Genomic DNA, 22,859 nt, shown 5'->3' with positions numbered 1-22,859 from the left:
CCCAAGGCATAAAAACCCCTGAATCCCGCAAAACCCTTGCCCCTGCGCGCCTCTCCCGCTAACGGGCGGCCCAAACGGACAGGGAATCCCATGGAATATATCTCCACGCGCGGTAACGCACCGGTTCTTGATTTTGAAGGCGCGACTCTGGCTGGTCTGGCCAGCGACGGCGGGCTTTATGTGCCCCGCGAATGGCCGCGTTTTTCTAGGCAAGAGATCGCCGCGTTTGCGGGCTTGCCCTATGCGGAGCTGGCGGCCAAGGTGATGGCGCCTTTCGTGGGCGACAGCCTGAGCTATGAGCGCCTGCTGGAGCTGACCACGGCGGCTTATGGCCGGTTTTCGCATGCCGCCGTCACGCCTTTGAAGCAGTTGGATGAGCAGCAGTGGTTGCTGGAACTGTTCCACGGCCCGACGCTGGCGTTCAAGGATGTGGCGCTGCAACTGCTGGGCCTGCTGTTTGAAGAATTCCTGGGCCGCAGCCCGCAGAACCTGACCATCGTTGGCGCCACCAGCGGCGACACCGGCAGCGCGGCGATTGACGCAGTGGCGGGCCGCGCCAAGGTCGACATCTTCATGCTGCACCCAAAGGGCCGCGTGAGCGATGTTCAGCGCCGTCAGATGACGACGGTGCTGGCCCCCAACGTCTATAACATCGCCATCGAGGGCAGCTTCGACGATGCGCAGGCGATGGTGAAGCGCATTTTCAACGACAAGGCCGTGACCGACCGTTTCAACATCGGCGCGGTGAATTCGATCAACTGGGCGCGCCTGATGGCGCAGGTGGTCTATTACTTCGCCGCCGCGCTGCAACTGGGCGCACCGGAACGCGAAGTGGCCTTCAGCGTCCCCACCGGCAATTTCGGTGACGTGTTTGCCGGCTATGTCGCCGCGCAGATGGGCCTGCCGATTGCCAAGCTGATCGTCGCCACCAATGTGAACGACATTCTGCATCGCGCTCTCTCGACCGGCGATTATTCGGCCGGGACGGTGACGCCGACGGCTGCGCCCAGCATGGACATTCAGGTGTCGTCGAACTTCGAACGCCTGCTGTTCGATGTGGGCGGCCGTGATGGCGCGGCTCTGGCCGAGCAGATGGCCGGGTTCGAGGCCACCAAGGCCATGACTCTGACGAATGCGCAGCGTGAAGGCGCATCGACTTTGTTCGTGTCGGCCCGCGCCGATGCCGACGAAATGGCGCAGGCCATCCGCTGGGGCTGGGAAGCGGCGGGCGAATTGCTCGATCCGCATACCGCCATCGGTATCCATGCCGCGCGCAACGCCGGGATCGCCAAGGGCACCCCGGTGGTCACGCTGGCCACCGCCCATCCGGCCAAGTTCCCCGAAGCGGTGGAACGCAGCACCGGCCACCGTCCGGGCCTGCCCGAGCGCGTGGGCGATCTGTTCGAGCGTGAAGAGCGCTATGCCGAACTGCCCGGCGATTATGACGCGGTCTGCGCCTATGTCGCCGAGCGGGCGACCGCGAAGGCATAATGGCCGAGCTGATCCATCAACCCGTCCTGCTGACCGGCGAGGGCTGGGCCGATTACGGGCTGGTCGATTCGGGCGCGGGGCGCAAGCTGGAGCGCTATGGCGACTATCGCTTCATTCGCCCCGAACCGCAGGCCTTGTGGCAGCCGCGCATGGCCGAGTGGGACGCGCATGGCGAATTCGTGCCGGGTGCGGATGAAGATGGCGGCGGGCGCTGGAACTATACCAAGCCGGTGCCGCGCGATGGCTGGCCGCTGAGCTGGGGTGATGTCGGGTTCACGGCGCAATGCACGCCCTTCCGCCATCTGGGCTTCTTTCCCGATATGGCGCCGGTCTGGGGCTGGATGGGGCAGCAACTGGGCGAGCGCCGCGATGCCAGCACGCTCAACCTGTTCGGCTATACCGGCGTCGGCACGCTGGCGCTGAGCCAGTACGGCCCCGTCACCCATGTGGACGCCAGCAAGAAATCGGTGGCGCAGGCGCGCGTCAACGCCGCCCTGTCGGGCATGGAAAGCCGCCCGGTGCGCTGGATCGTCGATGATGCAGCCAAGTTCACCGCGCGCGAAGTGCGCCGGGGCAAGCGCTATGACGGCATCATCATGGACCCGCCCAAATTCGGGCGCGGGCCGGATGGTGAAGTCTGGCGTCTGGAAGAGCATCTGCCCGGCCTGATCCATGATGCTCGGCAATTGCTGGATGAAAACAGCCGGTTCCTGTTCCTGACGGTCTATGCGGTGCGTATGTCCTCGCTGGCCATTGCCGGGTTGCTTGACGAAGCCTTTGCCGGGCTGCCGGGCTATGTCGAACATGGCGATCTGGCGGTGCGCGAGGATGGTGCGGGGCGGATGTTGCCCACGGCGATCTTTGCGCGGTGGCGTCGGGATTGAGCATAAGGGGTTAGGTTTGCCTCCGGCGGGCAAAGGGACTCGGTCCCTTTGCAATCCCGTTAATGGGGTCGCGCTTCATCCGCTCCCAAGCTTGTGCGGCATGGTTTGGTAAAGCCTGCGGCGCGGCCACATCGGGCTGATTGGCGCCGCAGGCTTTAAAATTCCAAGGTTGCGTCCGACACCCATAGGTCGCCGCTATCGCGCAACGCTGACAATATCGGGATTGCAAAGGGCCTCGTCCTTTGCTCGCCGGAGGCCCTGCCCTTAAATCCTTCTGGACTCCCCCCGCGCAACCTGCCATCGGCCCGCGCGCAAACACCCCCTGCAATCGTGAAAGCATCCAACGTGGCGGACAGCCTGATTCTTGAAGTGGCCGATTTCGAAGTGGACGTTCTGACGGGCGTTTATTCGGAGGAAACGGGCCAGAAGCAGCCCTTGCGCATCAGCGTGAGCGTGCGGTTGAAGCCTTATGACCGCTATTTGCCCGACACGCCGCTGGGGGCGAGCAAGAATTACATGGATCTGAAATTCGCCGCCAGCGATGCGCTGCCCGAGGGCGTGCATTTCACTCTGATCGAGGCGGTGGCCGATCATATTACCGAAACCCTGTTCCTTCAGGACGAGCGGGTCGAGGCGGTGACGGTCAAGATCGTCAAGCTGGCCATCAGCGAGGCGGGGGAAAAGATCGGTATGACCCTGACGCGCGAGCGGCGGTAAGTGGCTGATAATATTCTGAGCATCGAGGATCTGCCGGCCGCGCCTCTGGCTGCGGCGGTGGCCTTTCATGCGCAATGGCTGGCCCAGGCCGAGACGATGCTGGCCGATGGCGATCTGGTGCTGGTGATGTCTCTGGCGGGGCATGAGCATCGCGCCTGGCGTTTGGCCGCGGTGCAGGGGCTGGCGCGGGCCTACGCCCCGGCGCGGGCCAATCTAGTGGAATGCGACGAACCGGCCGGGATTGCGGCGGCCTGCGCATTTTTGGCCGCCTCGCCAGGGATTACCGGGCAAATCCTGAGACTGGATAGCCAAGCGCCCGGAGCGGTGATAGATTAACTCCATGAACCAGCCGTCGCGTCAGCCTTTGGTCGATCAATTCCAACGCCGGATTTCCTATCTGCGGCTTTCGGTGATCGATCGGTGCGACCTGCGCTGCACCTATTGCATGCCCGAGCGGCAGACCTTTCTGCCCAAATCCGAAGTGCTCAGCCTTGAGGAATTGCACAAGCTGGCGCTGGGTTTCATCGGGCGGGGCGTGCGCAAAATCCGCCTGACCGGGGGCGAGCCTTTGGTGCGGCGCGACATGATCGAGCTGGTGCGGGCGTTGGGGCGCAAGCTGGGCGATGGTCTGGACGAGTTGACCATCACCACCAATGGCACGCGATTGGCCGAATTTGTCGATGATCTGCGCGAGGCGGGCATCAGGCGAGTCAATGTCAGCCTTGATACGCTGAACCGCGAGAAATTTGCCCGCATCGCCCGGCGCGATCAGTTGCCGCAGGTGCTGGAAGGCATTGCCGCCGCGCGGGAGGCGGGGCTGGCGGTCAAGATCAACACCGTTGCGCTCAAAGGCGAGAATGAGGGCGAGATCGGCGATCTGGTCGCCTGGGCGCATGGTGCGGGCCATGAGATCACGCTGATCGAGGTCATGCCGCTGGGCGAGGTGGAGGGGGATCGCTACGACCACTACCTGCCGCTGACGCAGGTGCGCAGCGGGCTGGAGCAGCGCTTTACCCTGACCGAGGATACGCATCGCAGCGGTGGTCCGGCGCGATACTGGCATGTCGAGGAAACCGGCGGTCGGTTGGGGTTGATCACGCCGCTCACCAGCAATTTCTGCGATGGGTGCAACCGGGTGCGCGTGACGGCCACGGGGCAATTGTTCGCCTGCCTTGGCGGACGCGAGCAGGTGGACCTGCGCGCCGCGCTGCGCAGTGAGGAGCCGGAAAGCGCGCTGGAAGCCGCGCTGGACGAGGCGATGCGGATCAAGCCCGCGCGCCACCATTTCGAAATCAACCGCCCCGGCGCCGAGCCTGCCTTGCCGCGCCATATGTCGATGACGGGGGGGTGATGATGGCGCGGCTGGTGTTTCTGGGGCGTCTGGCGGATCTCGCCGGAGGGGCAGAGCGCGAGGTGGCGCCGGGGCCTTTGGCGGCGATTCTCGCGGGGCTGGAGGTCGATCTCGTTCAGGCTTTGACGGGCGCGCGGGTCAGGTTGGCGCTTAATGGCGCGTTGGTGGCGCGTGATGGGCTGGTGTTGGTGGCGGGCGATGAGCTGGCCTTTCTGCCCCCGGTGAGCGGCGGATGATCGAGGTCCGGTTGATCGAACAGGCGTTTGATGCGGCAGACGCGATGCGCGATTTTGCCGTCGCCCATCCGCAATCGGGCGGGGTGGTCAGCTTTCTGGGGCAGGTCAGAGCCGATAGCCCTGGGCAAGGCGATGATGTCGAGGCGCTCGAGCTTCAGCATTACGCGCCGCTCACCCTGCCGGGGATGCAGGCGCTGGCGCAGGATGTGCTGGGGCGCTGGGCGCTCGATGGCCTACTGATCTGGCACCGGGTGGGCGAAATGGCACCGGGCGATCCGATTGTGCTGGTGGCGGCGGCCTCGCGGCATCGGCGCGACGCTTTTGCCGCTGCCGATTTCGCGATGGACCACCTGAAGAGCGAGAGCTGGTTCTGGAAGCGTGAAAAGCGCGGCGGACAATGGGCCTGGGTCGAACCGCGCGAGCAAGATTATGCCGATCTGGCCCGTTGGGGCCAGATCGAGGATTAACGCCGAGGTTTAACGCGGCAATTTCCGGCGGGCGGCGGCAAGGACGCGATCCTGCGCGGCGGCAAGGGCGAGGATCTCGCTTCGCGCGGTCTCGATCATTTGGACGGCTGCGCGCGGCGCATCGGGATTTTCGGGCGCATGGGCCAGACGATCCTGCGCATAGAGTTCCTCGATATCGCCCTCGACAAGGCCCAGCGCGCCACGCTGGCGTTCAAGGTCGCTCAGCGCCAGATTGGCCTGCTGCCATGCCTCGTCGCCCGGTGCGGCGCGCGTGGCGGCGTTAAGCGCCTTGTCAACGGCGGGGCGGGCGGCGGCAAACGCCTTGTCGGCATCGCGCGCGGCGCGGCGCAGCGAATCGAGCTTTGCATTGAGATCGGCCGTGGCCCCGTCCTGCGCGGCGGCCTTGCCGGTGGCGGCCGTGGGCGCGGCAATCGGCTTTTCCTCGGCCCGGCGCGCCAGCGAGGGATAGGAGGCGGTGCTGCATCCCCCCAGCAGGGCGGGAATCAGCAGAGCCAGCGGAGCGAATCGGGGGGCGCGTGCGAATCGGTGACGCTGCGCACTTGTCGATGAGGCGGATTTTGCGATAAAGCCAAGCATGGATGCGCCATAGCACGCCTGTGTCCATGCGCCAGAGGGCAGAAATTGGCCAGAGTTTCCGGGAGGAAATGGCCCTTTGTGTGAAGCGGTGCATTGACAGGCGGGGGCGGTTGCACTAACGGCGCAGCTTCTTTCCGAACCCTGCCGTGTGTGGCGGGGGTCGGCGCGTCGCTCGCGGCTCCTCGAATAACCGCCTTGCTCGGCCTTTGGCTTGGCGGCAGGTTTCGGGAAACGCGGCCGGGGCGGCCACGTAATTTTTTGAATGGATTTGCATCATGTTCGCTATCGTGCGCACGGGCGGTAAGCAGTATCGGGTCGCCGCCGGAGACAAGATCGCGGTCGAAAAGCTGGCTGGTGAAGCCGGCGAGACGATCACGCTGGGTGAAGTTCTGCTGGCCGGTGAAGAAGGCGTTGTCGCCGACGCTTCGAAGGTGGTGGTCTCGGCCGAGATCATCGCTCAGGCGAAGTCGGAAAAGGTGATCGTTTTCAAGAAGCGCCGCCGTCACAACTATCGTCGCAAGAACGGCCATCGCCAGCTGCTCACGCTGCTGCGCATCGTGTCGGTCGCGGCCGCCTAAGCTCAGGAGTTTTCGACAATGGCACATAAGAAAGCAGGCGGTTCGTCGCGTAACGGTCGCGACTCGCAGTCCAAGCGCCTTGGCGTGAAGAAGTTCGGCAGCCAGCTGGTGATCGGTGGCAACATCATCATCCGTCAGCGCGGCACCAAGGTTTATCCGGGCGCCAACGTCGGCATCGGCAAGGACCACACGCTGTTCTCGCTGATTGAAGGCCGTGTGCGCTTTCATGAAGGCAAGCTGGGCCGCAAATACGTGTCGGTTGACGCGTTGGCCGAAGCCGCCGAGTAAGCGGATGGTCTATCTGGGCCATCCTGATGGGATGGCCCCGCCAAGGTTTGAACGCCTTGGCTGAACGAGGGAGAGGGGCCCGGCCCATCTCCCTCTTTTCGTATCTCTCCTTCACCCGCCGATCGGTGGGACGCAGCCAAAGAGTTCGGAGGCAAACGTGGGTTTGCGTTCGATCAAGGCAATTTTGCGTCCAATGCGGTTCAGCATGCGCTGGGCTGAAGCCGGTCGTCACCGCAATGTCACTGCGCGCCTATAGTAATCCTGCGCGGGACTGAGGATCAAAGCGTCCCGAACGGGACCGGGGATTTGGAGTGATACACATGTTCTTCCGCAGCGAACGGCTGTTTCTGCGGCCCGCGTGGCCAGAGGACTGGAACGCGATCCACGCCGCGATCGACGACGAGGGTATCGTGCGCAATCTGGCGCGCGCGCCCTGGCCCTATACCGAAAATGATGCGCGCTGGTTCGCCGGTCAGCCTCAGGATGGGCGTCTGCCGCATTTCCTGATCACGCGTCCAGGCGCCGAAGGCAGCGCGCTGATCGGCTCGATCGGATTGAGCGAGATCGAGGGCGAGGCCAACATCGGCTATTGGATCGCGCGCGCGCATTGGGGGCAGGGCTATGCCACCGAGGCCGGGCGGGCGATGCTGGGGCTGGCGCGCGGGCTGGGGCATAAGCGTCTGGTCGGGCGGCATTTTCTGGATAATCCTGCTTCGGGCCTGGTGCTGCGGCGCCTGGGTTTCCGGCCGGTGGACGAGCGCGGCGCGATTTTCAGCGCGGGGCGTGGGCAGGCTTGTCCTTCGGCTCGGTTCGAGATCGAGCTTTGCGCCGAGCATGGTGATCAGGATGATTCGCCCGATGGCGGTATGGAGGGGAGACGGGCGGCCTGACAGGCGCATCGGCGTGCCATGTTCATATGTCTGACATTACGCAAACACGCTGATGTGCGAATGAAAATTACAGCTTTAGTGGGTCGAAGCTTTCGCTTCTTGCTTGACTACGCCTAAACCATTATGGGTTGGGGATGTGGTTTTGCGAGCCTGTCGGCTTGTACTGTTTGGACATAAGACATGGGCCCCAAGAAGCGTCTCTCCCCCGAAGCAAGCCGCAATGCCGCGATGGAGGCGGCGCGCGATCTGCTGGTTGAGCAGGGGCCGCAGGGCGTGACGCTGAAAGCTGTGGCGGCGCGGGTGGGGCGTACCCATGCCAATCTGCTGCATCACTTTGGTTCGGCGGCCGAACTGCAAAAGGCGCTGGCCGAGCATATGGCGGTGTCGATCTGCGCCTCGGTCGCGCGCGCCGTTCTGGCCCAGCGGGACGGCAGCGGCAGCGCCCGCGATGTGGTCGATCTGGCCTTTGACGCCTTTGGCAAGCAGGGCGGCGGACAACTGGTCAGCTGGATGCGGTTGATCGGCAATGTCGATGCGCTCGACACGATTGTACGCTCGATCCACGCCATCGTGGACGAGGTGCATGACGCGGGCGAGGTCTGCATGCGCCATGTGACGCAGACGTTGGTGCTGCTGGCGCTGGGCGATTCGATGATTGGCGCGTCATTGGCCGATTCGCTGGAAATTTCGCGCGATTCCAGCCGCGAAATGGCCGCCCGCCTGATCGAAACCGAGGCGGTGCGGCTGGGCCTTGTCCCGGCGGAGCGGGCGCTTACGCCTCTGGGGTGATGTCTTCCGGCGTGAACCAGACGGGAGGGTTGGCGATGTCATCGACCCGCCAATGTTCAACCGACAGGCCCAGTGCGGGATAGTCCACCCTCTGGCGATCCGGGCGCGATTGCGCGGCGGGCACCACCACCACGCGCCGGTTGACCTTTTGCCGCCAGTTCATGCGCGCGGTGTTTTCCTGCCCGACATAGCAGCCCTTGGTGAAGGACACGCCGTTCAGTTCGACGGCATTGCATTCCAGCCAGAGCAGATCGGCAATCTCGGGCCCTTCGGCCACGCCCAAAGACAGACGATGGGCCAGATAGGCATCATCAACCGGCGCATCATCATCGGCTGCCAGCCAGCGATAGCCCAATTCCGCAAGTCTGGGATCGGGCGAGGCGCCATCGCGAGGCGTCAGGCTCCAATGCGCGGCCAGCGCTTCATCCCGCGCAATCGCAATCGCGCGGCGCAGGCGGTACATCGACAGGCGCTTGACCACCCCGTCGGCCTGTTCCGCCGCCACATCCAGCAGCAGGTCCGCCCCATCGGCCCACACGATGAAATCCGCGATCACCTTGCCCTGCGGCGTCAGCAGCGCGGCATAGGTCGGCAATGCGCCCAGCACGACATCCTGCGTCACCAAGCCTTGCAGGAATTTGCGGACGTCTTCTTGCGGGTCGGTCGGGGTCAGGCGGATCACGGCGCGGGTGGCAAGTTTTGTCATGGTGTCTAGGTGGGGATGATGAGGAGAAAAGGGAAGAGGGTTTATGCCTCCGGCGGGCAAAGGGACACGGTCCCTTTGCAATCCCATTAATGGGGGCTGGATTTGCCGCGTAGTGGGTGGTGGTTCGAAAGCCTGCGGCGCGGCGGCCTTGGGCTAAAGGCGCCGCAGGCTTTGAAAATTCAATGTAGCGTCAGGCACCCAAGGCCGAACCCAATGCGCAACGCATACAGCCATGGGAGCGCGAGGGACGAGTCCCTCGCATCTAAACCTTCATCTTCACCCCAACCTGTGGCAAAGCGCAAAGCATGACCCAAGCGATAGACCTTGTCCTCACCGGTGGCACTGTCCACACTCCCTCTGGCCCCGCACAGGTTGATGTTGCCGTCTGCGATGGCAAAATCGTTGGCATAGGCAGTTTCCCCGATGCGGCGCGGCGGATTGATTGCACGGGGCTGGACGTCCTGCCCGGTGTGATCGATTCGCAGGTCCATTTCCGCGAGCCGGGGCTGGAGTATAAGGAAGATCTGGAGAGCGGCAGCCGCTGTGCGGTGATGGGCGGGATCACCGCCGTGTTTGAAATGCCCAACACCAATCCGAACACCGATTCGGTGATGCGCGTGCATGACAAGCTTGAACGTGCGCACCATCGCATGTGGTGCGATCATGCGTTCTATGTGGGGGCCACCGCCGCCAACGCGCCTGATCTGGCCGAGCTGGAGCGCATTCCGGGCACGGCGGGCGTCAAGATCTTCATGGGCGCTTCCACCGGCAGCCTGCTGGTCGCGCATGACGAGGAACTGGCCCGCGTGCTGGCCCATGGCACGCGCCGCGTGGCCATCCATGCCGAGGATGAGGACCGCATGAATGCGCGCAAGGATCTGCGCGTCGAGGGCGATCCGTCGAGCCACCCCGTTTGGCGCGACGATGAAAGCGCGCTGCTGGCGACCAAGCGTATTCTCAAGCTGGCCCGCGCGGCGCGGCGGCCTATCCACATTCTGCATGTGACCACGCCTGCCGAGCTGGAACTCATCAGCCAGCACCGCGACATCGCTTCCTGCGAAGTCACGCCCCAGCACCTGACGCTGCGCGGCGAGGAAGCCTATCCGCGCCTTGGCACCTATGCCCAGATGAACCCGCCGATCCGCAGCGGCGAGCATGTCGATGGCCTGTGGCATTGGCTGCAGCAGGGCGTGCCCGACGTGATCGGTTCCGACCATGCGCCCCACACGATTGAGGAAAAGGCCAAGCCCTATCCCGCTTCGCCCAGCGGCATGCCCGGCGTGCAGACGCTGCTGCCGCTGATGCTCGACCATGTGCTGAACGGGCGGATGACGCTGGCTCGCCTGATCGACATGACCAGCGCGGGCGTTCAGCGCATCTTTGGCCTGCAGGCCAAGGGTCGCATCGCGGTGGGTTATGACGCTGACTTTACCGTGGTGGACCTGAAGGGCCAGTTCACCGTCACCGAAGACTGGTTGCAGAGCCGCTGCGGCTGGTCGCCCTATACCGGCATGGAGCTGAAGGGCCGCGTCCTTGGCACCATCATTCGCGGGCATCAGGTGATGTGGGAGGCCCAACTGGCCGACAGCGCCGTGGGTGAGCCGTTGAAGTTTGCCGGGGCGCTGTAAAGCAAGGGTGCCTCCGGCGGGCAAAGGGCGAAGGCCCTTTGCAATCCCGTGACTGTCGGCGGTGTGTATCGGGTTCGGCCTTTGGTGTCGGGCGCGATGTTTGGGTTTTGAAAGCCTGCGGTGCTGGTCTGCGTAAGATCGCCGCGCCGCAGGCTTTCATCATATGTGGCGCGGCGATTTCAATTCAAAACCCTATAATGGGATTGCAAAGGGTCGAGACCCTTTGCCCGCCGGAGGCATAAACCCCTCCCTTAAACCACCTCATCCGAATGCAGCGCACACTCATGCCCGCCATCGGTCTCGACCTGGATCGTGGCATGACCGATGCCGAAATCATGCTCCAGATCATGCGCCAGCCCATGCAAAAACGCGTCCCCCGGATGGCCGCCGGGCATGATGATATGGGCGGTCATGGCGGTGTCGGTGGTGCTGATCGGCCAGACGTGAAGGTCGTGGAGCGCGGCGATGCCGGGGCGGGCAAGGAGGAAGGCGCGCAGCTTTTCCTCATTCACCGAGGCGGGGACGGCCAGCAGGCCCATCTGCACCGACTCTTTCAGCATCGACCAGCTGCCCAGCGCGATCATCAGCGTGATGGCGAGGCTGGTGACGGGGTCGATCCAGTTCCATGCGGTGAAGTGGATGGCCAGACCCGCCAGCACCACGCCCGCTGATACTGCCGCATCGGCCATCAGGTGCTGAAACGCCGCGCGCAGGTTGAGGTCATCCTTGCTGCCCCGCGCAAAGAGCAGCGCCGAGAGGCCGTTGACCGCGATGCCTGCCGCCGCCACCGCCATCATCAACCCCGCCGCCGCCGGTTCGGGCGAGGCAAATTTCTGCAAGGTCTCGATCAGGATCGCCCCCAGCGCCACCCAGAGCAGCGCCGCATTGGCCAGAGCGGCCAGGATCGAGGCGCTCTTCATGCCATAGGTGAAGCGGCGCGATGGCGCCCGCGCGGCAAGGCGGCTTGCCCCCCATGCCAGCAAGAGCGAGAGCACGTCGGACAGATTATGCCCGGCATCGGCCAGCAGCGCGGTGGAATGGCCGATAAAGCCCGCGGCGGTTTCTATCAGAACAAACAGGATGTTGAGCGATGTGGCCACGGCAAAGGCGGTGCCATGGGTGGCGCCCGATCCGTGGTGGTGGCCATGCCCATGATGATGTCCATGGTGATCTTTGCCGCCATGCGATTCGCCATGATCGTGGTGATGATGGTGATGGTGGCCGATGCCCATGGTTTTTCCCGATCTGCTGCGTTGCACAAATGTCGCACTGCGGCCCAATTCGCAACAGCGGAATTTGGGGCCGACATTTAAATTCCATATGAATTTCGTCAAGACCGTAACAAAGTTACATCAATGTCAATTGTGTGGGAAACAATCTTGCCTTTTGCGGCATCAGCCTGTCGCACGCCCCGTTTTGTGTCAAAATTGCGTCACAAACCGCTGTTTAGAAGCCTCTCAAACATCGTTAGGTGTTTTGCATCCGAATGATTTTCGTCGCTCGGACGGGGGCATTTCGGCGGTTTTGACACAAAATTGTCATGCAGGGGCATTCAGCATGCGCATTATCAAAAATTCGGCTTTGGCCGTAAGTTCTTTCGCGATTGCAGCAGCGGTTGCATCGCCCGCTTTCGCTCAGTCGACCGGCGCGGTCGACTTTGAAAACACCATCGTGGTGACCGGCACCAAGGCCAAGGCGATCAACGGCGTGGACATTCCCGCCACGCCCAAGGCCAAGCAGGTGCTGGACCAGAGCTTCATTTCCAAGAGCGCGCCGGGCCAGACGATCAACGACGTGATCAATATGGTGCCGGGCGTGTCGTTCTACAACGCCGATCCGTTCGGTTCGTCGGGCGGCAACATGTTCATCCGCGGTTTCGACAGCAGCCGTATCTCGCAGACCTTTGACGGTATGCCGACCAACGATACCGGCAACTATGCGCTCTATTCGAACCAGCAGCTCGACTCCGAACTGATCGAACAGGTCAGCGTCAACCTGGGTTCGACCGACGTGGACAGCCCGACGGCCGCCGCCACCGGTTCGACCGTCAACTATCGTTCGCGCGATCCGCTGGAAAAGGCGCAGGTCATGGCCGTGGGTTCGGCCGGTGACCTCAGCTACAAGCGCGGCTTCATCTCGGTCGACACCGGCAATATCACCAATGCGGGCCTGAAGGCTTGGTTCGCCGCTTCGGTGGCTTCGAACCGCTTCCTGCCCAACACGGGCGGCAAGGTGGCCAAGCAACAGCTCAACTTCAAGGTGAAGCAGCCGCTGGGCGACAATGGCGACTTTATCTCGCTGGCCGGTCACTTCAACTTCAACCGCAACAACTTTGCGCCCTCAATGTCGCTCTACACCGAAAATTCGGGGAGCCGTCCGGTCAACTCGTCGAGCAGCGGCCGCACGCCCTACAGCTGGGACGAAGCGCAATACACGATCAACTGCGCCGACACGACCAGCTCGACCAAGTCGACCACCGGCTATGGCGCGTTCGAATGCCGCTATAACCCCTCGCGCACAGCCAACCTGCGCATGAACTCGCGCTTCACGCTGGCCGACAATCTGACGCTGACCATCGATCCCAGCTTCCAGTACACCAAGGCCAATGGCGGCGGCGTGACCACGCTGAGCGAAGGCGTTTCGCCCAACGGTCTGACCGGTTTTGTCATCTATCCTTCGGGCAGCAGCACGGCTTCGGGCTATTTCGCTGGCAACGATGTGAACGGCAATGGCGTGCTGGACACCGGCATTCTGGTGGGCAACGCCAGCGAGACCGAAACCAACCGTATCGGCCTGCTGACCTCGCTGCGCTGGAAGATCAATCCGAACAACACGCTGCGTGTCGGTTATTCGTATGACCGCGGTCGCCACAAGCAGACCGGCGAGCTGACCTATATCAACACCACCACCGGCTATTACGCGACCTACTTCCCGATCGACCTTGCGATCAAGGATCGTTACGGCAGCTCGATCCAGAAGCGCAACCGTCTGTCCTATGCGATCCTGCATCAGGTTTCGGCGGAATATAACGGCAAGTTCTTCGACGGTAAGCTCGACGTTCTGGCCGGTGTGCGCGCGCCCTTCTTCAAGCGCAACCTGACCAACTACTGCTTCACCGCAGACACCGCCGGCAGCAACTTCTATTGCCCCAGCGTGCAGGATCAGGCCGCATTCGCTGCTGCCAACCCCTATACCTATAACGCCACGACCAATGCCGTGACGGGTTATGCCGGGCCGCAGAACCGCAATTTCAACTATAGCCGTGTGCTGCCCAACGTCGGCTTCACGCTGGCTCTGGCTCAGGGCACCTCGCTCTTCGCCAACTATTCGCAGGGCCTTCAGGTTCCGGGTACGGACTCGCTCTACGGTTCGTTCTACTATCCGACCAGCTCGAACTATGGCGTGCCCAAGCTTGAAACCTCGGACAATTTCGACGCCGGCCTGCGCGCCCGCTTCGGTCGTCTGAGCGCCTCGTTGGGCGGTTGGTACACCATGTTCAACAACAAGATTTCGCAGGTCTATAATCAGGATACCCAGACCTCGATCTATACCAACCTTGGCAAGGTGGAGAAGTACGGCTTCGACGCCACGCTGAACTGGAAGGTTGACGAGCACTTCTCGGTCTATGCTTTCGGTTCGTACAACAAGTCGCGCATCATCAACGATACGCTGGCGGGCAAGGGCACGAGCAGCACGATCATCAACGGTAACACGATCCTGCGCAGCGATGGCACCTTCACCTATTACACCACCGCCGGTAAGCGCGAATCGGGCGTGCCGATCTATACCGCCGGTGCGGTGCTGAGCGCCGACTTCGATCCGTTCAGCCTGAACGTGTCGATCAAGAACAACGGCAAGCGCTACATCAACTCGGAAAACCTGCCGTCCTACAACAGCTCGAACGTTCAGGTGAACTCGGCAACGCTGCCGTCCTACACCACGGTTGATCTGTCGGCCCGCATGAAGCTGGCGATCGCCGGTCTCAAGTCGGACAAGAGCTTCATCCAGCTCAACGTCACCAACCTGTTCAACCAGTTCTACGTCGGCGGCTTCACCAGCTCGTCGACCCCGGTTGGCGCAACCACCATCCCGACCGTCTATCTGGCGACCCCGCGCACCGTCGTGGCGACGCTTAGCGTGGCGTTCTAAGCCTTAACCGGCCTAGGAAAACGGAAAGGGCGCTCCCGCGCGGGGGCGCCCTTTTTGGTTTGGGGATGGGTTTTATGCCTCCGGCGGGCAAAGGGCGGGGCCCCTTTGCAATCCCGTTATTGGGGTTGCGCACTATTCATGGCCGAGTGTGCTGGGCTGCGGTTAAAGGCCTGCGGCGCGGATAGGTCTGGCTGAAAGGCGCCGCAGGCTTTCAAAATGCCAACGCTGCGTCCATGCACCTTGGCTGAACTTAATCCCCAACGCTAACAGTAACGGGATTGCAAAGGGCCCCCGCCCTTTGCCCGCCGGAGGCACCTAACCTTCACTGATAAATACAATCATCCTGATCGTTCCGCCGTACCACACCCGACCGCTTGGCAATGGTGTTGCCATGACGACGCGTAAATCCTGTCGCCCCCACCACGGCGCGCTTTTTGGGGCTGGGCAGAGCAGCCGCGATGCGGGCGGCTTCGATCTGGGTCAGGTTGGCGGCGGAGTGGCGGAAATAGCGCTGTGCGCCTGCCTCGACGCCATAGGTGCCGATGCCGGTTTCCGCGACGTTGAGATAGACTTCCATAATCCGCCGCTTGGGCCACAGGTTTTCGATCAGCACGGTGAACCACGCCTCCAGCCCCTTGCGGATATAGCGGGTGATGCCGCTGCCCTGCCAGAGGAAGGTGTTTTTCGCGGTCTGCTGGCTGATGGTCGATCCGCCGCGCAATTTGCTGCCGTCGCCCGCCAGATTGCGTTCCAGTGCATATTCGATGCCGGCGCCGTCAAAGCCGTGGTGGATGCAAAAGCGCGAATCCTCGCCCGCGATGACCGCGTCCACCATCTTGCGGTCGATGCGCGAGAGGGGGGTCCATGATTTGTTGAACCCGTTGTGGTCAAACAGCATGGTCAGCGTGACGGGCGGCGGCACCACGCGATAGATCAGCGTGATGCCCACCGAAAGGCCGACAAACCACAGGATGGCCATGGCCAGATACCAGCCGAGGCGGAAACGGGAACTACGGTTTGGCCCGGGGCGGGCGAAGAAGCGTGCCATGGCGGCAATCTAGCGAGGGAGAGGGGAGCCTGACAAGCGGCGCTTTAGGCGATCCCCAGTTGCGCTTCACGCAATGCCCAATTGCGGCAGCCAATGGCCGATGGCGGCAAATTTGGCGACCACCAGAATGCCCCCCAGCGACGCGCCCACGGCAATGCTCTTGGCATCGGTAATGGCAAAGGCGACCGGATCGCTGTCGACCTGTCCCCGGCGGCCCATCATCCAGATGCGGTTGAGCCAGTAGAGCAGCGGCAGCGGCAGCAGCCAGAGCAATTGCGGCGTAGCATAGGCGCCGGTCTTGCCCATCGCCTCGGCGAACAGCACCATGACGAGGATCGAGACCATGCCCGCGGCCAGCCCGCTGATTGCGACGATCTCGGTGTCGGAACGGGTATAGCCGCGCCCGGAAAGCAATTCGTCGGGCTCACGCGCGCTGCTGCGCAATTCGACATAGCGCTTCAGGTAGCCGAGGCTGAGGAAGAAGAACACGCTGAACAGCAGCAGCCAGGACGATACCGGCACCGCAATCGCCGCCGCCCCCGCGATGATGCGGATCGTATAGAGGCAGGCGAGCGTGAGCACATCGGCGATCATCGCCGCCTTCAACCGCATCGAATAGGCCAGCGTCAGCGCGAAATAGGTCGCCATGGCCGAAAAGCTTGGCAGGCCCAATTGCCACGCCAGCGCCAGACCCGCGCCCGCAAAGGCCACGCAGGCCACCAGCGCATGGGGGATCGGCAGCGCGCCGCTGGCCAGCGGGCGGTGGCGCTTCTTGGCGTGCTGGCGGTCGCTCTCGATATCGAGCAGGTCGTTGAGCAGATAGACCGAGGAGGCGATCAGGCTCATCGCGGCAAAGGCGAGGAGCGACTGGCCGATAGCATGGGGATTGGCCAGCAGGCCCGAAGAGGCCAGCGGCACAAAGACCAGCGCGTTCTTGGCCCATTGATGCGGGCGGGCGGCTTTCACCAGCGCGCGCAACCGGCTGCGCGCCGGGGCGAGGCGTTCTTCGTGGTGCACGCCGGTGGCGGCCTCGACGGTATAGGCGACGCGCGCCTCGCGCCAGATGCGGCGGTCGGCCCCGCAATCACCCACATAGTCGAAAGGCTGGTTGCCCAATGACGCACGGATCGCGGTCAGTTTCGCGCCGCCCTTGGCGTTGCGCCGCGCGCCGCTGGCGATCACCTCGTCAAACAGGCCGAGATGGGCGGCCACGCGGCGCGCATTGCGCCAATGGGCCGCGCTGGCCAGCACCACGCGGCGGCGCTGGCGGCGGGCATGGGCGATCAGCTCCAGCACCTCGGGGCGGTAGGTGAGCGAGGCCGGATCGACCGGTGCGCGCCGTGCCAGCAGGGTCTTGAGCCGCGCCCGCCCCCGGATCATCGTCCAGAGCAGGACCAGCAGCGCGCCAAACCCGCGCTTAGCCTCGGTCACGCAGGCTTCCATCGCCACGTCGCCCGAAATCAGCGTGCGGTCCAGATCGACCACCAGAGGGGTTTCATCGGTGATGCGTTCATGCAGCATGGGCGCTCTCCCTGCGGGCCAGACGATTGGTGACGATTTCTGCCAGCGCCGCCGATGCCATCACGATCAGCAAGGGCATGACCGGATCGCGATAGCGGTCGATGATATAGGCGAGGCCATGCAGCGCCCAGAAACCGGCGATGGCGCCCATCAGCGCGATCTGACGCGGGCGGCCGATCCCCGGCAGCAGCAGGCAGAGCCCGGCCAGCGTGAGGAAGAGCAGGTACTGCACGACCTCGAACAGGCGGACATAGGTGACAGCGGGCGAAAGGGCGAAATCATTCGAGTCCGGCAGATTGGGCGCCCAGAACGCGGCCAGCTTGACGGTGGCCAGGCGGACGACTTCGGCGGGATTATGCGCCATCCAGTCGCGCGCCATCGCGCCCAGCGCGGCGCTGGCGCCCGCCTCGCCAAGGTTTTCGCGCATGGCGTGCCATTGCGGGCCGATGGGCGTGGCGGCGATCGAGACAAAGCGCCCGGTGGCCGCAGGATTATTGCCGATATAGAGGTTGAAGCCGGTGTTGGTGGAAAGCGTGGGGCGGCCCAGCATGACCTGCGTGGCCATCGCCCAAGGGGCCAGCACCAGCGCGGCGCCCATGCCCATCGCCAGCGCCGGAACCACCGCGCGCCGCAGCGAACCGCCCAGCAGCAGCGCCAGCAAGGGCGCGGCGATCAGCGGCAGCGCCGAACTGCCCGCCAGCACCGCCGCGCCCCAGACCGCACCCGTGGCCGCCGCCAGCCCAAGACTGGAGGGCGAACGCAGCAGGCGCAGCGCCAGCCACACCACCGCGACCAGCAGCGGCGTCGAGAGATTTTCCCGCGCCAGCATCGTGCAGTTCCAGATCCCCGGCAGCCACAGCGCATAGCCCAGCAGCGCCAGCTTGCGCCCCAGATCGCTCAGACCCGCCTCACGCGCCAGCAGCACGATCAGCACGCCCGTGACCAGCGCGAGCGCCAGATTGACCCCAAAGGCCACCTGAGCCGAAGCCCCCAGCAGCGCGAAGAAGGGCGCCAGCACCAGCGGGTAGCCGATGGAATAAAAGGCATGCTGGCCCAGATTATCGACCGGCCATCCGCCATCGGCCATCGTCTGGGCCAAGGTGAAATAAGCCAGACCATCGCTCTGCAACGGTTGGGGCAGGGCGAAATGGGCGGCCAGACGGATCGTCAGCGCCAGCAGCAGCAGCGAATTGATCGACAGCGCAGGCGCGCGCTCGGGGGCGGGGGTGGCGGCCATTATGCGATGCTCCTTGAAACGCAGACGCAGCCCAGCGCGATCAGCAAGGTGCCCGCGATGCGGATCGGGCTGATGCTCTCGCCCAGCGCCAGCACGCCCAGCGCCATGGTCAGGATGAAGCCGAGGCCGACAAAGGGATAGGCCGCGCTTAGCGGCAGGCGGGCCAGCACATAGAGCCACAGGATCGCCCCCAGCCCATAAAGGCCAAAGCCCGCGATCACCCATGGCGATTGCAGGAATGCGATGCCGGCGCCCGCGCCATCGGCACGCACCCCGCCCACGCCCATTTTGAGCAGCAATTGCGCAATGGCCGACATGGCCACGCTGGTCAGGATCAGCATCAAAAGGGCCGGTTGCATCGATTCCTCCTTCGGTCACGGTCCGTATCGCGCGAAAGAGAGGAGGCCGATAGCGCGGTAACCACCCCTGTGCCGGAATGAGACGAAGCGCGGCGGAAGGTTAAGACGGGGCGCATCTCTGCCTCAAGAATTTGCTTAAATTTATGACTCGTGCTGCATCCCAATGCGCACAGGCGCGCCGCGGGGAGCCCCGCTTGATCGGGATCAAAGAGAGTCGATCAATTGTAAGTGATGCACACGAAGGTCAGGCCGACCCATCGGGGTGGCAGGCTGTATGATCTGGAGAGGCCATTATGTCTGGACCGCAAAATGCAAGCGAGCCAATTCCGGGCACCCATCTGTTCGATGGCGATGCTGCGGCCAAGGGCTTTGAGCTGAACGCCATGTGCTATTCCTTCAACGACGCCGCCAATCGTCAGGCCTTCCTTGATGACGAGGAAGCCTATTGCGCCAAATTCCATCTGACGCCCGAGCAGCGCAAAGCCGTGGCCGAGCGCAGCGTGCTGGGCATGATCGCGGCGGGGGGCAACATCTATTACCTTGCCAAGCTGGCCGGGATTTTCGGTCTGAACGTGCAGGATGTCGGCTCGATGCAGACCGGCGTTTCGGTTGATAATTTCAAGGCCATGCTGCTCGCACAGGGCGCAGGCCAGACCTATGACGAGGCGCATGGCGCCATGATCCAGAAGGAGAAGGTCCATGGCTGAAATCGTAGGCGCTTATTTCACCAGCCATGTGCCCGCCATCGGCGGCGCGATCCACAAGGGGCTGCAGCAGGAGCCCTATTGGAAGCCCTTTTTCGATGGCTATCAGAAGGTCCACGAATGGCTGGCGCAGGTGAAGCCCGATGTCGCCATCGTGTTCAACAACGATCACGGGCTGAATTTCTTCCTCGACAAGATGCCGACCTTTGCCGTGGGCGCGGCGGCCGAATATCACAATGCCGATGAGGGCTGGGGCTTGCCGCTGTACAAGCCCTTTGCCGGGCATACCGAGCTGAGCTGGCACATCATCAACTCTCTGGTCGAGGATGAGTTCGACATCACCACCTGTCAGAAGATGCTGGTGGACCATGCGCTCTCGATCCCGTTTGAACTGGCATGGCCCGATGTGGCGGCATGGCCGGTCAAGATCGTGCCCTTTGCCATCAACACGGTGCAGCACCCGCTGCCCTCGGCCAAGCGCTGTCTGGCGCTGGGTCAGGCGGTGAACAAGGCGCTGCAAAGCTGGACCGGGGGCGAGCGGATCGTCATCATCGGCACGGGCGGCCTGTCGCACCAGCTGGATGGCGAACGCGCCGGTTATATCAACCCGGAATACGACACGTTCTGCATGGACAATCTCTCTGGTAATCCGGCGGCGCTGACGCATGACTCGATCCATGAGATGGTACGCAAGGCAGGCACGCAAGGCGTCGAAGTGCTCAACTGGATCGCCGCGCGCGGGGCCTTGGGCGTGGAGGCGGCGACAGAAATCCACCGCAATTACCATATCCCGATCTCGAACACGGCGGCGGCCACCATGTTGATGGAACCGGCCTGAAATCAAGCCTCTGGCCTAAACCCCGTCCTCTTGACCCGCCGCCATCGCCGGGGCAGGATGGCGGGGCCGCTTGCTTTCAATTGTTAGCTTTTCTCCCCTTGACCGCACCGGCAAAAACCGTAAGCATTGCATACAGTCGAGACGCCGAAGAATGTCGGCGCCGAAGGAGAGGTTATGCAAGCGCAAGCAAAGTCAGGGGCCAAGAGCGCCTTGTGGTTGGGTGGTCTGCTGGCCGGGGCCGCCGTGCTGGCCTATGCGGGCGGCGCAACGGGCGCCGGAAAGGCCAAGCTGGCTGTTAACGCCGCCGCCATTGCCGCATCCGCAGACAAGGGCGACAACTGGCTCAGCCATGGCCGCACCTATGACGAACAGCGCTTCAGCCCGCTGACGCAGATCAACAAGGACAATGTGAATCAGCTTGGGCTGGCATGGTATGCCGACCTTGACACCACGCGCGGGCAGGAAGCCACGCCGCTGGTGATCGACGGGGTGATCTATACCACCACCGCATGGTCCAAGGCCAAGGCCTATGATGCTCTCAGCGGCAAGCTGATCTGGGAATATGACCCCAAGGTGCCGGGCGAAACGGGCGTCAAGGCGTGTTGCGATGTGGTCAATCGCGGCATGGGCGCGTGGGGCGACAAGCTGTTCTACGGCACGCTGGACGGGCGCCTGATCGCGCTGGATCGTACCACGGGGCGCCTGTTGTGGTCGACGGTGACGGTGGACCGGACCAAGCCCTATACGATCACCGGCGCGCCGCGTGTGGTGAACGGCGTGGTCATCATCGGCAATGGCGGCGCGGAAATGGGCGTGCGCGGCTATGTCGCGGGCTATGACGTCAACACCGGCAAGCAGCTCTGGAAATTCTACACCGTCCCGGATCAGCCGGGCAAGAATAAGGCCGAATACCTGAAACGCGCCGAGGCGACGTGGAAGGGCCAGTGGTGGAAGCTGGGCGGCGGCGGCACCGTGTGGGATTCGATGGCCTATGATCCGGCGCTCGACCTGCTCTATATCGGCGTGGGCAATGGATCGCCGTGGAACCAGTCCTATCGCTCGCCGGGCGGCGGGGACAATCTCTATCTGTCCTCCATCGTCGCAGTGCGGCCCAAGACCGGCCAATATGTCTGGCATTTCCAGGAAACCCCCGGCGAGACTTGGGATTTTACCGCCAGCCAGCATATCGTTCTGGCCGATCTGATGATCGATGGGCGGATGCGCAAAGTGTTGATGCACGCGCCCAAGAACGGTTTCTTCTATGTGGTGGACCGCCAGACCGGGCAGTTCATCAAGGGCAAGAATTTCGTGCCGGTGAACTGGGCCACCGGCCTTGATCCCAAGACGGGCCGCCCGATTGAAAACCACTCGGCGCGGTTTGACAAGACGGGCAAGCCCTTCGTCTCGATGCCCGGCGCGGGCGGCGCGCATAGCTGGCAGCCGATGGCCTATGATCCCCGGCAAAAGCTGATGTTCATCCCGGCCAATATCGCGGCCTTCCCCTATGTGCCGGAGGAGAAGTGGAAAGCGGCCAAATATGGTTTCAACAACGGGTTGAACCAAGGCGCCGCCGCGATGCCTGCCAACAATGACGTGCGCGAGGCGGCCAAGGCGGCGACCAAGGGCGCGCTGATCGCGTGGGACCCGGTGACGCAGACCGAGAAGTGGCGGGTGGATTATCCCGGCCCGTCGAATGGGGGCCTGCTGGCGACGGCTGGCGACCTGTTGTTCCAAGGTACGGCGAAGGGCGATTTCGTCGCCTATTCTTCGCTGGACGGCAAGAAGCTGTGGTCCTTTGATGCGCAGACCGGGGTGATCGCCGCGCCTGTCACCTTCACCGTCAAGGGTCAGCAATATGTCGCCGTGATGGCGGGTTGGGGCGGGATCTGGCCGCTGGCCACCGGGGTTCTGGCGTGGAAATCGGGGGCGGTGCGCAATATCAGCCGCCTGCTGGTGTTCAAGGTGGGCGGCAAGGCGCAATTGCCCGCCAAGCCCGACCCCAATTTCGGCCCGCTCGACCCTCCGGCCCAGACGGCCACCAAGGAAGTGGTCGAAAAGGGCGCCTATACGTTCGGTCGCTTCTGCGGCGTGTGCCATGGCGATGCAGCGGTCAGCGGCGGTGTCCTGCCCGACCTGCGCCACAGCGCGGCGCTGGGCAGCCCGGAGACGTGGCAGGCCATCGTGCATGACGGGGCGCTCAAGGCCAATGGCATGATCGGCTGGTCGGCGCAGCTCAGCCGCGAGGAGATCGACGCAATCCGCCATTACGTCATCGCCCGCGCGCATGAGGATAAGGCACTAGGCGAGAAATAAGTGCGATGGGCCGAGCCTGTTGAGGCTTGGAAGATTGCTATAAAATGTTACAGTTTGGACAGATGCGG

General features: G+C 63.3%; 23 protein-coding genes. 16 read left to right on the top strand and 7 right to left on the bottom strand.

Features of this window, described 5'->3' with window-relative positions; translation table 11 throughout:
* The first annotated feature begins 90 nt into the window (after nucleotides 1–90).
* From thrC to GGR38_RS14615, 7 genes are all read left to right on the top strand, one after another.
* Nucleotides 91–1,491: a threonine synthase gene (gene thrC, locus GGR38_RS14645; protein WP_183626819.1), complete on the top strand. Its 1,401-nt coding sequence runs from the start codon at nucleotides 91–93 to the stop codon at nucleotides 1,489–1,491.
* Nucleotides 1,491–2,375: a class I SAM-dependent rRNA methyltransferase gene (locus GGR38_RS14640; protein WP_183626817.1), complete on the top strand. Its 885-nt coding sequence runs from the start codon at nucleotides 1,491–1,493 to the stop codon at nucleotides 2,373–2,375. The genes thrC and GGR38_RS14640 overlap by 1 nt, the downstream gene beginning before the upstream one ends.
* 345 nt (nucleotides 2,376–2,720) lie before the next feature.
* Nucleotides 2,721–3,092 carry a dihydroneopterin aldolase gene (locus GGR38_RS14635; RefSeq protein ID WP_183627019.1) on the top strand — a complete coding sequence of 124 codons (372 nt, stop codon included), beginning with the start codon at nucleotides 2,721–2,723 and terminating at the stop codon, nucleotides 3,090–3,092.
* Complete coding sequence (locus tag GGR38_RS14630; RefSeq protein ID WP_183626815.1) at nucleotides 3,093–3,428, top strand: Rossmann fold domain-containing protein; 336 nt, start codon at nucleotides 3,093–3,095, stop codon at nucleotides 3,426–3,428.
* Nucleotides 3,429–3,432: 4 nt separating this feature from the next.
* A complete protein-coding gene (moaA, locus tag GGR38_RS14625; RefSeq protein ID WP_183626813.1) occupies nucleotides 3,433–4,443 on the top strand; it encodes a GTP 3',8-cyclase MoaA in 1,011 nt (336 codons plus the stop codon).
* Nucleotides 4,443–4,679 (top strand): MoaD/ThiS family protein, encoded by a 237-nt coding sequence (locus GGR38_RS14620; RefSeq protein WP_183626810.1) that lies wholly within the window; start codon nucleotides 4,443–4,445, stop codon nucleotides 4,677–4,679. The genes moaA and GGR38_RS14620 overlap by 1 nt, the downstream gene beginning before the upstream one ends.
* Entirely contained in the window at nucleotides 4,676–5,146 is a 471-nt protein-coding gene (locus tag GGR38_RS14615) for a molybdenum cofactor biosynthesis protein MoaE (RefSeq protein WP_183626808.1), read from the top strand. Before GGR38_RS14620 ends, GGR38_RS14615 begins: the two co-directional genes overlap by 4 nt.
* A gap of 9 nt (nucleotides 5,147–5,155) precedes the next feature.
* Here GGR38_RS14615 and GGR38_RS14610 read toward each other — a convergent pair whose 3' ends face one another.
* A complete protein-coding gene (locus tag GGR38_RS14610; RefSeq protein ID WP_183626806.1) occupies nucleotides 5,156–5,743 on the bottom strand; it encodes a hypothetical protein in 588 nt (195 codons plus the stop codon).
* A gap of 275 nt (nucleotides 5,744–6,018) precedes the next feature.
* Here GGR38_RS14610 and rplU point away from each other — a divergent pair, with 275 nt between their 5' ends.
* The 4 genes from rplU to GGR38_RS14590 all read left to right on the top strand — a co-directional run bounded on the left by rplU (nucleotide 6,019) and on the right by GGR38_RS14590 (nucleotide 8,288).
* A complete protein-coding gene (gene rplU, locus GGR38_RS14605) occupies nucleotides 6,019–6,321 on the top strand; it encodes a 50S ribosomal protein L21 (protein ID WP_172341809.1) in 303 nt (100 codons plus the stop codon).
* A gap of 18 nt (nucleotides 6,322–6,339) precedes the next feature.
* Complete coding sequence (gene rpmA / locus GGR38_RS14600) at nucleotides 6,340–6,609, top strand: 50S ribosomal protein L27 (RefSeq protein WP_183626804.1); 270 nt, start codon at nucleotides 6,340–6,342, stop codon at nucleotides 6,607–6,609.
* 320 nt (nucleotides 6,610–6,929) lie between these two features.
* Nucleotides 6,930–7,499 carry a GNAT family N-acetyltransferase gene (locus GGR38_RS14595; protein ID WP_183626802.1) on the top strand — a complete coding sequence of 190 codons (570 nt, stop codon included), beginning with the start codon at nucleotides 6,930–6,932 and terminating at the stop codon, nucleotides 7,497–7,499.
* Between the two features lie 180 nt (nucleotides 7,500–7,679).
* Nucleotides 7,680–8,288, top strand: coding sequence for a TetR/AcrR family transcriptional regulator (locus GGR38_RS14590; protein ID WP_172341806.1), 609 nt, complete (start codon nucleotides 7,680–7,682; stop codon nucleotides 8,286–8,288).
* On the opposite strand, the gene ygfZ is transcribed toward GGR38_RS14590, so the two are convergent.
* The gene (gene ygfZ, locus GGR38_RS14585) at nucleotides 8,272–8,994 is read right to left on the bottom strand and encodes a CAF17-like 4Fe-4S cluster assembly/insertion protein YgfZ (protein ID WP_183626800.1); all 723 of its coding nucleotides are present in this window, start codon (nucleotides 8,992–8,994) and stop codon (nucleotides 8,272–8,274) included. The genes GGR38_RS14590 and ygfZ overlap by 17 nt on opposite strands.
* Nucleotides 8,995–9,299: 305 nt before the next feature.
* Here ygfZ and GGR38_RS14580 point away from each other — a divergent pair, with 305 nt between their 5' ends.
* Complete coding sequence (locus tag GGR38_RS14580; protein WP_183626798.1) at nucleotides 9,300–10,622, top strand: dihydroorotase; 1,323 nt, start codon at nucleotides 9,300–9,302, stop codon at nucleotides 10,620–10,622.
* A 251-nt stretch (nucleotides 10,623–10,873) separates the two neighbouring features.
* Here GGR38_RS14580 and GGR38_RS14575 read toward each other — a convergent pair whose 3' ends face one another.
* Nucleotides 10,874–11,854 (bottom strand): cation diffusion facilitator family transporter, encoded by a 981-nt coding sequence (locus GGR38_RS14575; RefSeq protein WP_183626796.1) that lies wholly within the window; start codon nucleotides 11,852–11,854, stop codon nucleotides 10,874–10,876.
* 325 nt (nucleotides 11,855–12,179) lie between these two features.
* Here GGR38_RS14575 and GGR38_RS14570 point away from each other — a divergent pair, with 325 nt between their 5' ends.
* Entirely contained in the window at nucleotides 12,180–14,771 is a 2,592-nt protein-coding gene (locus GGR38_RS14570) for a TonB-dependent receptor (protein WP_183626794.1), read from the top strand.
* 322 nt (nucleotides 14,772–15,093) lie between these two features.
* On the opposite strand, the gene mtgA is transcribed toward GGR38_RS14570, so the two are convergent.
* From mtgA to GGR38_RS14550, 4 genes are all read right to left on the bottom strand, one after another.
* Nucleotides 15,094–15,819 carry a monofunctional biosynthetic peptidoglycan transglycosylase gene (mtgA, locus tag GGR38_RS14565; protein WP_183626792.1) on the bottom strand — a complete coding sequence of 242 codons (726 nt, stop codon included), beginning with the start codon at nucleotides 15,817–15,819 and terminating at the stop codon, nucleotides 15,094–15,096.
* Between the two features lie 66 nt (nucleotides 15,820–15,885).
* A complete protein-coding gene (locus tag GGR38_RS14560) occupies nucleotides 15,886–17,340 on the bottom strand; it encodes a UbiA family prenyltransferase (protein ID WP_183626790.1) in 1,455 nt (484 codons plus the stop codon).
* Entirely contained in the window at nucleotides 17,330–18,577 is a 1,248-nt protein-coding gene (locus GGR38_RS14555) for a hypothetical protein (protein WP_183626788.1), read from the bottom strand. Before GGR38_RS14555 ends, GGR38_RS14560 begins: the two co-directional genes overlap by 11 nt.
* A complete protein-coding gene (locus tag GGR38_RS14550) occupies nucleotides 18,577–18,936 on the bottom strand; it encodes a DMT family transporter (RefSeq protein WP_183626786.1) in 360 nt (119 codons plus the stop codon). The genes GGR38_RS14555 and GGR38_RS14550 overlap by 1 nt, the downstream gene beginning before the upstream one ends.
* Nucleotides 18,937–19,229: 293 nt before the next feature.
* Between GGR38_RS14550 and GGR38_RS14545 the strand changes: the two genes are divergently transcribed.
* The 3 genes from GGR38_RS14545 to GGR38_RS14535 all read left to right on the top strand — a co-directional run bounded on the left by GGR38_RS14545 (nucleotide 19,230) and on the right by GGR38_RS14535 (nucleotide 22,791).
* Nucleotides 19,230–19,643 (top strand): protocatechuate 4,5-dioxygenase subunit alpha, encoded by a 414-nt coding sequence (locus GGR38_RS14545; RefSeq protein WP_183626784.1) that lies wholly within the window; start codon nucleotides 19,230–19,232, stop codon nucleotides 19,641–19,643.
* Nucleotides 19,636–20,478 (top strand): class III extradiol dioxygenase family protein, encoded by an 843-nt coding sequence (locus GGR38_RS14540; protein WP_183626782.1) that lies wholly within the window; start codon nucleotides 19,636–19,638, stop codon nucleotides 20,476–20,478. Before GGR38_RS14545 ends, GGR38_RS14540 begins: the two co-directional genes overlap by 8 nt.
* A 174-nt stretch (nucleotides 20,479–20,652) precedes the next feature.
* Nucleotides 20,653–22,791, top strand: a complete 2,139-nt coding sequence (locus GGR38_RS14535; protein WP_183626780.1) for a PQQ-dependent dehydrogenase, methanol/ethanol family — start codon at nucleotides 20,653–20,655, stop codon at nucleotides 22,789–22,791.
* The last annotated feature ends 68 nt before the right edge of the window (nucleotides 22,792–22,859 follow it).

This window comes from Novosphingobium sediminicola (assembly GCF_014196525.1).
In the GTDB taxonomy this organism is placed as follows: domain Bacteria; phylum Pseudomonadota; class Alphaproteobacteria; order Sphingomonadales; family Sphingomonadaceae; genus Novosphingobium; species Novosphingobium sediminicola.
Note: the sequence above shows the minus strand (reverse complement) of the source record. Positions and strands in the feature narration are given on the sequence as shown.

What these genes read in the sequence shown, in the direction of transcription:
- thrC (WP_183626819.1), top strand. Translation starts at nt 91, where the DNA reads ATGGAATATATCTCCACGCGCGGTAACGCACCGGTTCTTGATTTTGAA.
- GGR38_RS14640 (WP_183626817.1), top strand. Translation starts at nt 1,491, where the DNA reads ATGGCCGAGCTGATCCATCAACCCGTCCTGCTGACCGGCGAGGGCTGG.
- moaA (WP_183626813.1), top strand. Translation starts at nt 3,433, where the DNA reads ATGAACCAGCCGTCGCGTCAGCCTTTGGTCGATCAATTCCAACGCCGG.
- GGR38_RS14620 (WP_183626810.1), top strand. Translation starts at nt 4,443, where the DNA reads ATGATGGCGCGGCTGGTGTTTCTGGGGCGTCTGGCGGATCTCGCCGGA.
- GGR38_RS14615 (WP_183626808.1), top strand. Translation starts at nt 4,676, where the DNA reads ATGATCGAGGTCCGGTTGATCGAACAGGCGTTTGATGCGGCAGACGCG.
- GGR38_RS14610 (WP_183626806.1), bottom strand. Translation starts at nt 5,743, where the DNA reads ATGCTTGGCTTTATCGCAAAATCCGCCTCATCGACAAGTGCGCAGCGT.
- rplU (WP_172341809.1), top strand. Translation starts at nt 6,019, where the DNA reads ATGTTCGCTATCGTGCGCACGGGCGGTAAGCAGTATCGGGTCGCCGCC.
- rpmA (WP_183626804.1), top strand. Translation starts at nt 6,340, where the DNA reads ATGGCACATAAGAAAGCAGGCGGTTCGTCGCGTAACGGTCGCGACTCG.
- GGR38_RS14595 (WP_183626802.1), top strand. Translation starts at nt 6,930, where the DNA reads ATGTTCTTCCGCAGCGAACGGCTGTTTCTGCGGCCCGCGTGGCCAGAG.
- GGR38_RS14590 (WP_172341806.1), top strand. Translation starts at nt 7,680, where the DNA reads ATGGGCCCCAAGAAGCGTCTCTCCCCCGAAGCAAGCCGCAATGCCGCG.
- ygfZ (WP_183626800.1), bottom strand. Translation starts at nt 8,994, where the DNA reads ATGACAAAACTTGCCACCCGCGCCGTGATCCGCCTGACCCCGACCGAC.
- GGR38_RS14580 (WP_183626798.1), top strand. Translation starts at nt 9,300, where the DNA reads ATGACCCAAGCGATAGACCTTGTCCTCACCGGTGGCACTGTCCACACT.
- GGR38_RS14575 (WP_183626796.1), bottom strand. Translation starts at nt 11,854, where the DNA reads ATGGGCATCGGCCACCATCACCATCATCACCACGATCATGGCGAATCG.
- GGR38_RS14570 (WP_183626794.1), top strand. Translation starts at nt 12,180, where the DNA reads ATGCGCATTATCAAAAATTCGGCTTTGGCCGTAAGTTCTTTCGCGATT.
- mtgA (WP_183626792.1), bottom strand. Translation starts at nt 15,819, where the DNA reads ATGGCACGCTTCTTCGCCCGCCCCGGGCCAAACCGTAGTTCCCGTTTC.
- GGR38_RS14560 (WP_183626790.1), bottom strand. Translation starts at nt 17,340, where the DNA reads ATGCTGCATGAACGCATCACCGATGAAACCCCTCTGGTGGTCGATCTG.
- GGR38_RS14555 (WP_183626788.1), bottom strand. Translation starts at nt 18,577, where the DNA reads ATGGCCGCCACCCCCGCCCCCGAGCGCGCGCCTGCGCTGTCGATCAAT.
- GGR38_RS14550 (WP_183626786.1), bottom strand. Translation starts at nt 18,936, where the DNA reads ATGCAACCGGCCCTTTTGATGCTGATCCTGACCAGCGTGGCCATGTCG.
- GGR38_RS14545 (WP_183626784.1), top strand. Translation starts at nt 19,230, where the DNA reads ATGTCTGGACCGCAAAATGCAAGCGAGCCAATTCCGGGCACCCATCTG.
- GGR38_RS14540 (WP_183626782.1), top strand. Translation starts at nt 19,636, where the DNA reads ATGGCTGAAATCGTAGGCGCTTATTTCACCAGCCATGTGCCCGCCATC.
- GGR38_RS14535 (WP_183626780.1), top strand. Translation starts at nt 20,653, where the DNA reads ATGCAAGCGCAAGCAAAGTCAGGGGCCAAGAGCGCCTTGTGGTTGGGT.